Origin of the sequence: Pseudomonas mucoides (genome assembly GCF_015461845.1) — a bacterium.
Lineage (GTDB): Bacteria > Pseudomonadota > Gammaproteobacteria > Pseudomonadales > Pseudomonadaceae > Aquipseudomonas > Aquipseudomonas mucoides.
Window position 1 is genome coordinate 20,231 of the sequence record NZ_JACOPW010000012.1, and the last position, 12,570, is coordinate 32,800.

At 53.5% G+C, this 12,570-nt stretch carries 13 protein-coding genes; 2 read left to right on the forward strand and 11 right to left on the reverse strand.

The annotated features are described in order from the left end of the window. Positions 1-70: 70 nt before the first annotated feature. From H8F22_RS30875 to H8F22_RS30905, 7 genes are all read right to left on the reverse strand, one after another. Entirely contained in the window at positions 71-1,159 is a 1,089-nt protein-coding gene (locus H8F22_RS30875) for a COG3904 family protein (protein ID WP_078465931.1), read from the reverse strand. Continuing rightward, the gene (locus H8F22_RS30880; RefSeq protein WP_011923197.1) at positions 1,156-1,470 is read right to left on the reverse strand and encodes a hypothetical protein; all 315 of its coding nucleotides are present in this window, start codon (positions 1,468-1,470) and stop codon (positions 1,156-1,158) included. Before H8F22_RS30880 ends, H8F22_RS30875 begins: the two co-directional genes overlap by 4 nt. A 1,082-nt stretch (positions 1,471-2,552) precedes the next feature. Continuing rightward, positions 2,553-3,716 (reverse strand): phosphoadenosine phosphosulfate reductase domain-containing protein, encoded by a 1,164-nt coding sequence (locus H8F22_RS30885; protein WP_078465932.1) that lies wholly within the window; start codon positions 3,714-3,716, stop codon positions 2,553-2,555. Between the two features lie 182 nt (positions 3,717-3,898). Next, complete coding sequence (locus H8F22_RS30890) at positions 3,899-4,267, reverse strand: hypothetical protein (protein WP_078465933.1); 369 nt, start codon at positions 4,265-4,267, stop codon at positions 3,899-3,901. A 250-nt stretch (positions 4,268-4,517) separates the two neighbouring features. Continuing rightward, positions 4,518-5,273 (reverse strand): hypothetical protein, encoded by a 756-nt coding sequence (locus H8F22_RS30895; RefSeq protein ID WP_011923192.1) that lies wholly within the window; start codon positions 5,271-5,273, stop codon positions 4,518-4,520. Positions 5,274-5,349: 76 nt separating this feature from the next. Beyond that, positions 5,350-5,739 carry a hypothetical protein gene (locus tag H8F22_RS30900; RefSeq protein ID WP_078465934.1) on the reverse strand — a complete coding sequence of 130 codons (390 nt, stop codon included), beginning with the start codon at positions 5,737-5,739 and terminating at the stop codon, positions 5,350-5,352. Beyond that, positions 5,727-6,017: a hypothetical protein gene (locus H8F22_RS30905; protein WP_078465935.1), complete on the reverse strand. Its 291-nt coding sequence runs from the start codon at positions 6,015-6,017 to the stop codon at positions 5,727-5,729. The genes H8F22_RS30900 and H8F22_RS30905 overlap by 13 nt, the downstream gene beginning before the upstream one ends. A 219-nt stretch (positions 6,018-6,236) precedes the next feature. On the opposite strand from H8F22_RS30905, the gene H8F22_RS30910 reads away from it, so the two are divergent. Then, on the forward strand, positions 6,237-7,394 hold the full coding sequence (locus H8F22_RS30910; protein ID WP_078465936.1) for a replication protein: 1,158 nt from the start codon (positions 6,237-6,239) through the stop codon (positions 7,392-7,394). Between the two features lie 1,485 nt (positions 7,395-8,879). On the opposite strand, the gene H8F22_RS30915 is transcribed toward H8F22_RS30910, so the two are convergent. Beyond that, positions 8,880-9,278, reverse strand: coding sequence for a hypothetical protein (locus tag H8F22_RS30915; RefSeq protein WP_011923188.1), 399 nt, complete (start codon positions 9,276-9,278; stop codon positions 8,880-8,882). Positions 9,279-9,297: 19 nt separating this feature from the next. After that, positions 9,298-9,555, reverse strand: coding sequence for a hypothetical protein (locus tag H8F22_RS30920; RefSeq protein ID WP_169904106.1), 258 nt, complete (start codon positions 9,553-9,555; stop codon positions 9,298-9,300). A gap of 396 nt (positions 9,556-9,951) precedes the next feature. Here H8F22_RS30920 and H8F22_RS30925 point away from each other — a divergent pair, with 396 nt between their 5' ends. Next, positions 9,952-10,215 (forward strand): sulfurtransferase TusA family protein, encoded by a 264-nt coding sequence (locus H8F22_RS30925; protein ID WP_078465938.1) that lies wholly within the window; start codon positions 9,952-9,954, stop codon positions 10,213-10,215. Between the two features lie 80 nt (positions 10,216-10,295). Here H8F22_RS30925 and istB read toward each other — a convergent pair whose 3' ends face one another. Beyond that, positions 10,296-11,039 carry an IS21-like element helper ATPase IstB gene (istB, locus tag H8F22_RS30930; RefSeq protein WP_194941084.1) on the reverse strand — a complete coding sequence of 248 codons (744 nt, stop codon included), beginning with the start codon at positions 11,037-11,039 and terminating at the stop codon, positions 10,296-10,298. Beyond that, on the reverse strand, positions 11,029-12,534 hold the full coding sequence (istA, locus tag H8F22_RS30935) for an IS21 family transposase (protein ID WP_100226550.1): 1,506 nt from the start codon (positions 12,532-12,534) through the stop codon (positions 11,029-11,031). The genes istB and istA overlap by 11 nt, the downstream gene beginning before the upstream one ends. Positions 12,535-12,570 lie beyond the last annotated feature (36 nt).

The window sequence follows — 12,570 nt, forward strand, 5'->3', positions numbered from 1 at the left end:
CAACCGGTCCACGCAACCGGCTGACGTTCACTTTAGATTCCGCATGGGGAATGCTTTTGCGTCTTCTCCGTCAGATCTTCTCGGCAAAGCTGGGCCGCGCACCAGAACAGAACTGAGCAAAGCTATCGATCATCTCGCGTGAATCGTTGACGTCGATAGTGAACTGAGCTTTCAAATCCGTAGCATCTTTCTCATACGAAAAACCGACCGTTCGACCTCCTCTGAATGCTGCCAGCTGCTCTGGGGTGGGATCGAAGGTGATGTAAGAAAATCCATTCTTCAAACTGGGACCGACCTTTCCGTTACGGACTGAGAACCGCTTGTTGTCAACGATCAACGACAGCTTATCCATCAGCCCAAGCACGCTTGTGTCGTACCACGCCTTGTAAAAGGCCCCCATCGATACTCCACCCTGAGAGTTGCACGAAATCCCGATCCTGCCGGTACCGGTGATCTTTGTCTGCTCACCCATCAAGTACACAAGCCCGTGCTCACCGCGAATGGTCCAGGTTGCTGTTAGCGATCCTGCATTCACCAGATCCAACTCATAGGCTTCGAGCGGAGTAAGATAATTCATGTCTGCCGGACCGGCTTTAGAGGCAACCTCAAGCAAGCGAAGATCGATTCCAAGGTTGCTGAGGTGGTTAGCAAGCAGGGTAGAGGTGATCTGGCCCGTGGCTATGTCCGTATCCCCAGCTACGCCGCTGGCCTTGAAGAACTGGTGGACACCCATCTTGGATTCACCGTCCATCAACCGAAACACGCCGCCGGCGAAAGCAAATGGGCAGGCACTCTCACAGTAACCCGCACTGGGGTTGGTATGAGGGCCATTCCAGACTCCAATGCGCGTTGAATAGCCGCGCTCCCGGATCAGTTGGCCAAGCTCCATAGCCGCAACCAAATCCCCACCATGAGAATTGAAATACACAAATCCAACCTGCCGGTCTTTCAGGAAGCCGTTCTTGCGAAATGCTTCGACCGTAGGCCGGTGGATGTAGCCATCGATGTAGACCTCAGGTATGTCCTGCGGGGTCTTAGGGGGAACGAAATTGATCTGTGCTGGGATTAACCGCTTATCAACGTGATCATGGGCCACTGGCGCGGCTGCTACAGAGCAGCAGAGAAGCAAGGAAGCAACCGCAAGCAACGGGCGAATCACGAGCGCTCCTCGACCTGCTTAAGGAAAACGAGACCTGATTGGGCTGACAGAAACTCAGCGAGTTCCGAGCCCGCGGCCAGTACAACCCCAAGGTCGGTTCCCTTGAGCCGAATGCCTTCTTCGCTAATAGCCCCAGCGGGGTCCAGCTCCAGACCCAAGGCAGCACAGAGTCGATCTGCCTCTGCCTCGATGCGTGACCAAACATCAGAGTGAAAGCCTTCATCAGCAATGCGGTCAGCAGCCCATGTGAACGGTATTTCGATGTAATGCTGAACGTGGAGCGCGGGGGTTGTTACGCGTGTCATGGTCATAATGCTTGCCTCATCAATACACAATGATTGCATGGTGAGGCAGGATTGCGTGTGCCAAAACCTGTGTACCAAAATTAGTCGGTAGGCACCAACATGCCCGGTTTACCTGCAAGCTCACTGACACCTAGGACAATGCGCTGGACCTCTTCCTCCAAGCTTTCACGTGGGACAACCCACCGCAGCCCCACGTAATCAACGCTACAGGCCGAGTGCGGCCGCAGCCATGTCAGCGGCCCGGGGCGCTCACTGAAGAGTGTGCCTCGGAAGATGCCGATCTCTCGCATGCTGCCATTGTGATCATCGATCGCTGAAAATGAGTGATCAGCATGGACTGCGAGATGAATCTCGACGGTAGCCGCGTCACTCTCCTGCCGATCGGGCCAGAGCTCAGAACATACCAACCAACTGGTAGCCGTACTCAAGATGCCTGGAAGGTCACTGATACTCTCCGTTGGGTGTCGGGGTTCGTGAGAGTCATCAGAGGACAACACAGCAACACTCGCCGCGCTTTCCAAGGCTCGGCTCGGTTCGCAAACAAGTAAAGGATCACTGCGTTTCCTCTCCAATGCTGGCTTTCCAAGCGCTCTGGATCGCTGGAACCTTGGTCGACCGAACCCCAATGGCAGCCAGCCCCTTCCTAATCTCCCGATAGGTCTTCACGAAGTCCGATTTAGGTATCGTCCACTGAACGCACAGAAAGCCGTCATCACCCTGCGGACGCAGCCAGTGATGCTTGAGTGGCGAAAACGCAAACACATCGCCCGGGCGGACCGTCATCGATGTAACGAGCCCAGGAGCCACCATAACTTCAAATAGGTGGTTAGCTTGAACAGCCAGGGTGAGGAAGATCGACTCACCCCAAGATGGATCGGTGTGTGGGTGGGCCTGGACACAGCCAAGCCAGTCGGCAAGATCAGTCCTAGGAAGGGGAAGGTCATCCAACGCGACAACCTCAATATCCCAGGATGCAGCGCATTCTAGGGCAGCCTCTGGTATCTCCAGCCTCTCAATGCTGGCTGCGTCTATTCGCATGCGGCGCAGCGCGCGAGGAAGGGCGCATTGAGTATTCATCACACTCGATCTCATAAAAAGGACAGCTGTTGAGGTTGGATCTGTAGAGCCGGGATCAACTGGATAGCGCTCTCACCCTCTTCAGCAGCAACCCCGCCCTTCAGTCTCATCTGTTCCATCAGTTCCTCGTAGCGTTGAATGATGCTCTCGGGTGTGGAGCATTTGATGGTAAGCCCCACGCCCGCCGCTACCTCGCTGCGAATTTCTGCCAGCAATGTAGCCTCCTCAAATGTTGGGATGCAGGTTGGCCAGCCTTTGGTGTAGAGCAGATGTTTAGGGATTGCGGCTTCTAATGCCTTGCGGCGTAAGGATACCTGCTTCGCCATAGCCAGGCGGCCCAAGGTTTCTGAGGACAGAAGGGAAGGGTTTACATCTCCGAGCCATTTGTTGCTCTGGAAGGCGAAAGTGGAATCAATCTCCAGATCAACCATCTGCCGGTATAGGGGATGTCCGGCCTCATCCAAAGTGGCGTTATAAGCGTCGCCAGCACTCGACATAATGCACCACCGGCAACTTACCCTTGTCATGTTGAACCGTGTATATGCCTCATGTGGCTCAAGTCCCACGCTGGCGATTGCGCCCCATACAGCCCCCACATCCCACTCAATGATCGGGTTCCACTGATAAGCATCAAAGCCGCGGCGCGCGGCCACAGGTTCATGCTTGGCAATGGGCATTTTGGCTCGATTGGGCGATTCCTGGCGGCGAACCCCAGTGGCATTGAGAATATTAAAATCAGGGTAAGTGCGCTTAAGGTGGCTGCGTATTACGGCGCTCTTGAGCTCGGATGTGCAGAACCGCATCGAGGGCGTTGACCACGGCAGGATCAGTTGGACACAACTCAGATCAATGTAACGCTCAACGTTATTTTCCCAGCGCTTCAGCCATCGCTCCATCATTCCACCGGCGGCACGTTTAACAACCTCAAGCTTCCAGCCAAGCTTGTCGGCAACCTCCTGGCACTTGAACAAGCTCTGTTCCCATTCAACCGAGCCCAAGTCCGCATGCACGGCGCACCTCGGCCCTTCGAACCCAATGCTGTCCAAGTAGCGATGGACCGCAATCAGGCACGCTACGCTATCTTTTCCTCCGCTGACGCCGACGGCTACAACCGTCTTCTGCTTCAGGAGAATGTCGATTTCAGGTGTAGTGGCTACTGGGGGAAGGGCGAGCATGGTGTGGATTCCTGGCTTGGATTCGATGATCCATGGTGAGGTCGGCCAGAGAGTGGCAGAAGCCTTTAGGCTGATGTTTCAGCGCAAGGTCGGTTGTCCAGGTAGAGAATGAATACAGGTAGGATAAGGGGCAGGATCATTGAGGCCGAGCACCAACGATCCTGCGAATCAGCTAGGGTCGGCTACTGGTTGTAATGATTTTGTTCTGAAAGCGAGTTATCCAGCAGTGATGAAAGGCGCATGCCTCCAATCTCCGCAATCAGGTTCTCGACAGTGATAAGCGCGCAGACACGTATCTGGTGCTTGTCGATTGAACCTGTTCCACCGCCCAGCACCACTGAAGCGTTGCAAGCCGACAGGCTAGCGATTCTACAGCCAGTCTCATACAGGCTCACAACCAATGGCCGATCACCCTGAGAGCAGACCGATCTCGGCTCCGCATGGACTGATATGTTGAAATCCGTTTCGTTAATACGGTGCTTGAACAGATCAATCTGCTCTACCTCTACCATCTCACCTTTGCGTCCAGCAACGAGAATCGAGTGCGACATGTTGTATTTCCTTCTACAGGTCCTAAGACCTCATCCATTTCACGTGCGCCCTTGGGCACAACAGTTGGCCTTAACTGGCTCTGACTCCCTTTTCGGCAGAAGTACCGAGTTATTAAGACCGTTCGTCGGTTCTGTGAAGGGTTTCACAAAATTGAAGTGATGCCTCGCCACTCAGACTTTTTCGTAGTGCCGGCAGTTCCTGGCCAAAATGGGAGATGTACGGGAAAATTGTTTGAGATCGGATCAGCCTTTATTGGCCATTCACGGTTTCGTCGGTTGCCAGAAACACGTGCGGTGCTCTGGCCTGCGCAATCGCTTCCCCCTGCTTTGCTAGCTGGAAAATGCCCATGTCCCTACTCTCTGGAGTTTGAGGCATTGGATCAATGAGGTTGTAGGCAACCCGAATACGGCGCGCGTCGTCTTCAGGCCTAGTGCTGAGGATCAAGTCACGATTCTGTAGAGTCAGGCCAATGTCAGTCCATGTGACGACCTGGTACTTCAACCCAGCATGAGCCGGCACCCCGGAAGGCATAGCCTCGTCCCAGGCAATACACCGGGCTTCCCACTCAGAGAACGGTATGTCATCGGGGCCGTCAGTAGCGTTCTGATAGTGAAAGTCCGCAAACCCCGCTTGGGTGAGCATCTGCGTGAACCCTGGGTTGTTTTCAAGGTAATAGAGCGCAAGTACATGCTCATGGTGGGGGATTAGAATTACTTGGAATGTAAAGTCCCAGTCCACGCTGCGTATCCCTTCACCCTCGACCTTGATGCGCTGCTGCTTGAGGATGTCAAGGACTCTCCAGTAGAAGCTGCCGTACTCCTTACGTGGAATGGGGATGAAGTTCTGGTCCATGTCAGCCCAGTAGTACCGCTTTGCAGCTATGAGCTGTGCCACTGCAGCTTGTGCCCTTGTCACTGCCTCGGGGCGCAAATCCTTAAGCCTGGCCAGCGCATCGCTGAGAGTTGCATTCCTCAGAATACGGCCGTTGTATAAATTGGTGCTCATCCACGTCTCCTCAATCCGATGAGCACATAATCAAGCAGACGGTGTCGTGCCACTACCCGAATTGATGTATCGCTTTTCAAAGCGCCAGATGGATGCCCGACAGAGCTAGGGTGAAGACAATCATCAGGATGAAGGTCAACTTTACCATCAGTATTCGACCACCACAGACCAGCAGGGCAGGGGAAAATCCTGCAAGTTGGGCTTGTGTCTTTGACGACGTGGAGGCGAACCGGAGAATGCCGGCAGTCATGACCACGACCAGGGAATGAATGATCACAAAAATCACTGCAGCCTTTGGACTAACTTGGGAGAAACAGCTCGCGAGCACACCACCGAGCCAGTAGGGGAAATAGTCAAACACTTTGCCTATGCTGAGGGGCGGAACGTTGAGCTCAGCAGATGGAAGCAATCCTTCAGCAACGGTTCCAAAACCGGCGGCCGCAAGTATGCAAATCAAAGGGACCATGACTTCGCCTCGGTAATAGGGAAAAGGGCACCTACTGACGTGAGATCTTGAAGCATCGCTTTCACTTCTGAACTGTCTTCGTTGACTTCTGATCGCAGGGATCGGCTACTACCTTGCTTGAGCTTGAGGCAAGCATTCCCTACCTTCACCAAGTGGACGATGGTACCGAAAGCCTCTGCCCGAGAGGTCGAGGTGTAGCCCTTGTCGAGCTGCTTGAGGCGCGAAAACCAGCCTGAGGATTCGATATTCGACTGGGGTTTCATGCGGACCTGAATCATGGATCAATCCTGCCTAAAAATTGGGAAGCCATGGTGGAGGCAGAGAATGTGTGGCAGAAGCTGAATACAGGGGGGGTTAAGGTCATTCAGGCGATCGGCCAGGCCTTGAGTGCGGGCAAGAGCTGCACCGGGTAGAATGGAAAAATTCAACTCGTAAACCGAGGTTCTACTCAACGAATCTGGGCAAATCGTATTTTGCAGAATGCTGAGGAGCAATTGATGGCTAGCACCGGAAAAAAGGGTATTGCGAAGACTGGGAGCAAAGCTACAGACAAAACACCCCAGCTCGCCCTTTTTGAGCTTCTAGACTCCTCGGAATCTGACTACAGCAATACGATCGAGCTTTATGACGCCTTACCGAAATACGTTTGGGCGAATACTGAACTCGACCTTAGAGAAAACAGCGTTATCACCCGGCAGTTAAAATCTCGCGGGGCGGTGTACACGATCAAGATCAAGCCGGCCGTTGTTGAGCGGACGAACGATAACGGCGAGACGGTCAGCGTCATGCTCTATCCTGGGTCAAGAGAGGAGATCGTCGAGGAAGCACTGCGGAAGATTGCGGTGAACGGTAATTCCTTCGAGTCGCCAGACGATAAAGAGGTAGGAGTTTACTTCACCATCAGCCAGCTTAGGAAAGAGCTGGCCAGAACGAAGCACTCTTACAGCGCCCAGGAAGTACAAGAGGCTCTTGATGTCATGAGTTCATCACTACTCGAGTGCTCAACAGGCTCGGGTAAGGGGCGGAACAGTTACCGGGGCAACCTGCTGCCAAAACTCGCTATCACAACACGCGAAGACTATCTGAGCGATGGGTCGGCAAGGTGCTTTGCTACTTTTCACCCGCTGGTGACCTTGGGGGTAAAAACGCAGGCGTTCAGGATGTATGACTACAGCATTTCGATGGGGCTGAAGTCCGACCTTGCTCGCTACATTTACAAGCGCATCTCCCATTACTGGACCCAGGCATCGCTGAACCATCCTTACCAGCCAAAGTTGGTCAGCTTCCTAGAGCAGAGCCCTCGTGGTCTCTCAGAGCGTATGAAGGACAACATGCGGGCCATGCGCACAGCGCTGAAAAGCCTCGCCGAACAGAATGTGATCCTGCCTGGGTGGAACGAAGTGATGATCAAAGACGATCATGACAAGAGGGTCACCAAGGATATTCAATTTGAAATCCTACCCCACGACAATTTCATCAAACACATGATGAAGGCCAACAAGAAGGCTAGCGATATCAAGGGCAAGATAGGCATCGCTGAGGCTAAAGAAGCGGTTAAGGGGAAAAATGTCATTGAAGGTTCCGCTGAGGCTCCGCAGAACATTGGCGCAGAGGGCTCATTCCCTGAGGACGGATCCGACCAAGTGTTCGACTGATCGGGCCCACCAAACCTACAACATCGTGAACGAATGCAGGGTCGGACTAGGTCAGGCCCACTGAACCTACAACATTGTGTTGCCATCTAGAGCGCACCAAACCTACAACCTACAGTGATGTGGCCAAGTCTCGATGAGATAGGGCCCCACAAACCTACAACCCTATTCCTGCTTACACCCGCCGGCGCTACCTCATAAATGCAGCGCATCAAACCTACAACCCACGGCGGTCAATCCAACCTGCAGCATTCCCCCAACACCCCACCTGCGTCCAGGACAAACTCAAACCTAGACCACGTAGGCTGATGTCATGTCTGGTCTACAGCCCCTCAGGGGTAACGGCTTGAGCCCAATTTATGTGGCCGTGGTGGGAGTGATGGTGAAGAAATAGGGCACATCAAACCTACAACGTGGGCTGAGTTTTCTGAGATTGGGCGCAGCAAACCTACAACGGTCGATTTGCATAGGCACTAATATCAGATGCTTAGGAATGATACATACCTTGAGATCGAGCTATGTACCGTAACCCACTGAATCCTGGCTAATTAGTGAAAACTGAGAATTTCATTGAAATTGCACGCTTGGTTGCAATTTAGGGCGCAGTAAACCTCCAACCCCAGCACTTGCGAGAAGATAGGGCGCATCAAACCTCCAACCCGTACATGCCGGCCAACGAATGCGGGCGGGAGAATCAACAGCCGAGCTGGCATTAAGACAATAACGTAAGCCACTGGAATTGAACGGTTAAACCTATGATTGGTGCAGTCAAAGCCCTCACCTGGGCGGTGAAAAGTAGAGCGCAGCATACCTACAACCTTGAAAGCCATAGGACGGTCCAACAAGGGCTCACCAAACCTACAACACCACACGCTGGAACTGCCCAGATAAAGAGCGCACCAAACCTACAACTCAGGCCAGATATAGCTTGATACTGTTCCTCATGGGAGGGCTGTGGCTAAGCCTGTGTGTAACTGAGAAAAAGTTGTAGGTTTGCAGGGCCCGAAACGCAACAGGTTGTAGGTTTGATGCGCCCAACCGATTTCGAGGCGACAGACACCAGAAGAAAAACCTCCTGAATTGCTGCAGAGTTGTAGGTTTGGTGCGCTGCACAGGTGAGAGCCTTTCCAGATCCACCAATTAACTTCAATCGGGTTGTAGGTTTGGTGGGCTCAACTGGTCATTGGAAGTGCTGGAAGGGGGTAAATGTGGATAAACTTGTGGATAAAAGCAGGCCAAAAATAAGCGTTGTAGGTCTGGAGGGCCCTAAGTAGTAGGTCTGTTCCGCTCCATGATGTAGGTATGCAGGGCCTGAATTTTAGCTGAGATCCACGTAGCACAAGGGCCGTAGGCTGAAATCCATCGACCTATCCGTTCTTAATCGCTCTTAGCCTTTTAACCAAAAAAACAACAACACGCTTCGCAACCGGTGAACAGGAAAAGCCCGAAAAAATCAGAAAATGGACCTAGGCAGGAAAACATCGGACACTATCTTCCAGTAAAAATAGGATTGGTTTCGTTCTCATCGCGAATCGCATTCATAAGATTGTAGAGCGCTTCACGCACCTTTGGGGATCGACCACCTCCTGTGACCGAGGTGCAAAATTCTAGAGCTAGTGATTCACCCTCTGTGCTGATCACCTCGATGATCACGTCAGCGTCACCATCCATGATCATCCGGAGCCGGCCCAGGCCCATGTCATCTTTCCTCTCGAAGAACTCAAGCAGAGGAATGGGGGGGCTCGACTGACGTTCCAATGTGACTAAATGCGCTTCTGCAGCAGCAATTACTTGGTGACCAAAATAATCTGTCTCGAGACGCCCACCATTGTCATCGATAACGTAATCACGAACAGCCTGGATTGCCGATTTACTGATTAATGACATCGCGTTGTCTCCACACTGGTTAGATCGTTGAAGTCTGCTTGATCCAAGTGGCCCAACCTAGGCCTTTGACCAAGCACGACGGATCAAGGTTACCTGGGATCTCATGCAGAACATCAGCACTGATTGCATGCTTGAGGGCCATGGCCATGCCGGCATCAGAAGTGAGCAAATGTACTGCTCCATGACGTAAATCCAATCCTGTGACTTCGAGATCAAGCTTATCCTCACCAGCTTCAAAGGCGCACTGGTACCGTCGGTATAAGCGATTGGCCATCATTTCAACGGGGCCCCTGTGACAGATCGGTAAGCCTCACTGAGGCCAGCCAGCGCCTCACGCATTTGATCTCGCTCGGTACGAGTGAAATGATCGGTATGGGCTGAGCGCCAAAGCTTGTGTTTAAGGTCACTGTGCTGAGCGTAAAGCTGGGCAGCATCACACGTAGGAGTCAACAAGGGGGGTAAAAGAGTGGTTTGAAGTTTCATGCATATATCCATCAGATTTCATCTCGGGAAATCATTCATACCGAGTGGTGATAAAAAAACGATGTGGACGGCGAAGTCGCCTTGGCCACTAACCGAGTCATCATCATTTTGAAGGGGGCGTGCCAGAAGCCCCCCCCGGGCGAATGCGGGTTACACTGGGCGCACTATCAAGTACTAAGGACTCGGCGCAATGGCTGCCACAAATCCAGACCCATACCAGGACCCTGACGGCATCGTGGATGCAAGAGGACTTCAATGTCCCATACCGATCCTGAAGGCTCGGCTCGAATGCAATCGAATGTCACAAGGGCAGGTACTGCAGGTCTTGTCGACCGACGCTGGGAGCAAGAGGGACTTCAAAACCTTTGCTCAACAGACTGGCCACGAATTGATAGGAGAGGCAGAAGAAGGTGGAGTGTTCGGATTTTGGTTGAGGATCCAGCGCAGGGAATGAAGCGGTACGGGCAGTCCTTCAGCCCTGTCAAACAGCGTTGAAAAGTTTCCAGGTAACAGCGTCCAAAAGTTTCCAGTTGCTCAAGCTTTTTTCACGGCCTTTTTCCGTTGTTTGAAGCGGAAAGAGTCATTACCCGTCTCAAGGATTTCGCAGTGGTGAGTCAGACGGTCCAATAGCGCCGTTGTCATCTTGGCGTCACCAAACACACTGACCCACTCTCCGAAGGACAAATTGGTCGTCACGATCAACGAAGTCTTCTCGTAGAGCTGGCTGATCAAGTGAAACAACAGCGCCCCACCCGAGTCAGGGAACGGCAGATAGCCCAGCTCATCCAGGATCACGGCGTCGATATGCTGCAGTTGTTTGGCAAGGTTGCCGGTCTTGCCTTGTTGCTTTTCCCGCTCCAGGTGATTGACTAGGTCTACAGCGTTGTAAAAGCGCACCCGCTTGCCTTGATGGATGGCCCCAACTCCCAAGGCGGTGGCCAGGTGGGTTTTGCCAGTGCCGGTGCCTCCCACCAAAATCAGGTTGTGCGCACCGTCCATGAACGTTCCCTCGGCCAGTTGCTCGATGGATTCACGGATCAATGGTGTTTCTTGCCAGTCGAAGCCGCCCAGGTCACGGTGGATTGGGAAGCGAGCCGCTTTGAGCTGATAGCTCAAACGGCGCACTTGGCGGTCCGCCTGTTCGGCTTCGATCAATCGATCGAGCCAAAGCTCTGGCCGCGCAGGCCGACGTGAGGCTTCAGCAAGCAGCTCTTGTAAAGCACTCGCCATACCATGCAGGTGCAGGTTTTTGAGTTCAGAAATACGATCAGTAGGCATGCTGAGTACCTCGCAGTTGCTCATAGCGCTGGCAATCAGCAAGGGGCTCAATGCGCAATTGCAGGGCCTCGGGCAAGGTCAACTCTACGGGACGTGCTACTGAGGTAAGCCGACGCAGCTCGTTCATCACGTGCGAACCATTGATCACTCCAGACTCTAATGCCAGCTCGCAGGCCACTTGCAGGGCCTCCAGGCCAACGTCGCGAGCCAGTAACAAGAGATCGACAAAGGCTCGGTCGCCGCGACTCTGCTTGAGCAAGTACTCACGCACCTGCTTGATCGGCTCTGGCAAGTCCCACGTCACAAAAGGGGCGCCGTTTCGCAAAGCTCCGGGTTTCTTGTCCAGTACCGCCAGATAATGCCAGGGGTCATACACCAGCTGGTCGCGCCCAAAGCGGCGAGCATGGCGGGCAATCAGCTGATCGTCAGCCACGATGCGTATTTCATCGGCCGTACACCGTACGGAAGTCACTTTTCCTGCCCATTGAGCGGGTACGCTGTACTGGTTACGGTCAACGCGTACCAAGCAGGTACTGGAAACACTGCGCATTTGCTCAACATAACCATCGAAAGGGGCATCAATAACCCGTAGATGCGCTTGCTCCTGAACAAAACACTCGGCGATGCTGCGGCTGCGTTCAGTCGGGTGTTTACGCTGAGCCAGCTCCTGGCACCGTGTGGCCAACCAATGATTCAAGTCCGCAAAGCTGGCAAATCGTGCCAGGGGAGTGAACAGCCATTCGCGTATGTTGCCGACTTGATTCTCAACTTGGCCCTTCTCCCAGCCAGCAGCAGGCGTACAGGCTACAGGTTCAAACAGGTAATGATTAGCCAACGCCAGGAAGCGCCGGTTGAAGATTCGATCCTTGCCGACCAAGATCGCATCCACTGCGGTTTTAAGGTTGTCGTAGATAACCCGCTGCGGTACGCCGCCAAAGAACGCAAAGGCGCGGTTATGCGCATCGAGCACCATCTCCTGGGTCTCTCGCGGGTAGGCCACCACAAACATTTTTCGACTATGGCAGAGGCGAAATTGCGCCACCTTGATCGTTTGCATGACGCCGGCGATCTCGGCCTGTTCGTGGCTCCAGTCGAACTGACAAGCCTCCCCAGGTGCAAACAGCAAGGGGATAAACGCTTGTGCGGCCCCTGGACGCGTTTTCAGAGCTTTCCACTGCTTCACCAGCCGCTGCACGCTGTCATAGGCGCCGCGATAGCCTTCTACCTGTAGGTCTTCATACAGACGTCGAGCTGTTCGTCGCTGTGATCGTGGCAAGTGACGTTCTGTATTGAGCCAGGCCTCAAGGGTTGATTGGAACTGACCAAGCTTGGGCGCAGGTTGCTGTTGGCGCTGGTAGACCTGAGCGGTAGTACTGCGCAGGTGCTTGCGAACAGTAGGTCGGGAAAGATTAAGGCTACGAGCTATGACACTGATGGTCTCGCCACTGACCAGATGTCGGCGCCGAATTTCGGCAATGATGTCCATTGATATCACCCCAGATTCTCCAGCCAAAAGACCGGATGGTTGCAC

Bases quoted from the DNA above. Each gene is read 5' to 3' on its own strand.
- H8F22_RS30910 (WP_078465936.1), top strand. From the start codon at position 6,237: ATGGCTAGCACCGGAAAAAAGGGTATTGCGAAGACTGGGAGCAAAGCT.
- H8F22_RS30890 (WP_078465933.1), bottom strand. From the start codon at position 4,267: ATGTCGCACTCGATTCTCGTTGCTGGACGCAAAGGTGAGATGGTAGAG.
- istB (WP_194941084.1), bottom strand. From the start codon at position 11,039: ATGCCTACTGATCGTATTTCTGAACTCAAAAACCTGCACCTGCATGGT.
- H8F22_RS30915 (WP_011923188.1), bottom strand. From the start codon at position 9,278: ATGTCATTAATCAGTAAATCGGCAATCCAGGCTGTTCGTGATTACGTT.
- H8F22_RS30880 (WP_011923197.1), bottom strand. From the start codon at position 1,470: ATGACCATGACACGCGTAACAACCCCCGCGCTCCACGTTCAGCATTAC.
- H8F22_RS30905 (WP_078465935.1), bottom strand. From the start codon at position 6,017: ATGATTCAGGTCCGCATGAAACCCCAGTCGAATATCGAATCCTCAGGC.
- H8F22_RS30885 (WP_078465932.1), bottom strand. From the start codon at position 3,716: ATGCTCGCCCTTCCCCCAGTAGCCACTACACCTGAAATCGACATTCTC.
- H8F22_RS30895 (WP_011923192.1), bottom strand. From the start codon at position 5,273: ATGAGCACCAATTTATACAACGGCCGTATTCTGAGGAATGCAACTCTC.
- H8F22_RS30925 (WP_078465938.1), top strand. From the start codon at position 9,952: ATGGCTGCCACAAATCCAGACCCATACCAGGACCCTGACGGCATCGTG.
- H8F22_RS30920 (WP_169904106.1), bottom strand. From the start codon at position 9,555: ATGATGGCCAATCGCTTATACCGACGGTACCAGTGCGCCTTTGAAGCT.
- H8F22_RS30900 (WP_078465934.1), bottom strand. From the start codon at position 5,739: ATGGTCCCTTTGATTTGCATACTTGCGGCCGCCGGTTTTGGAACCGTT.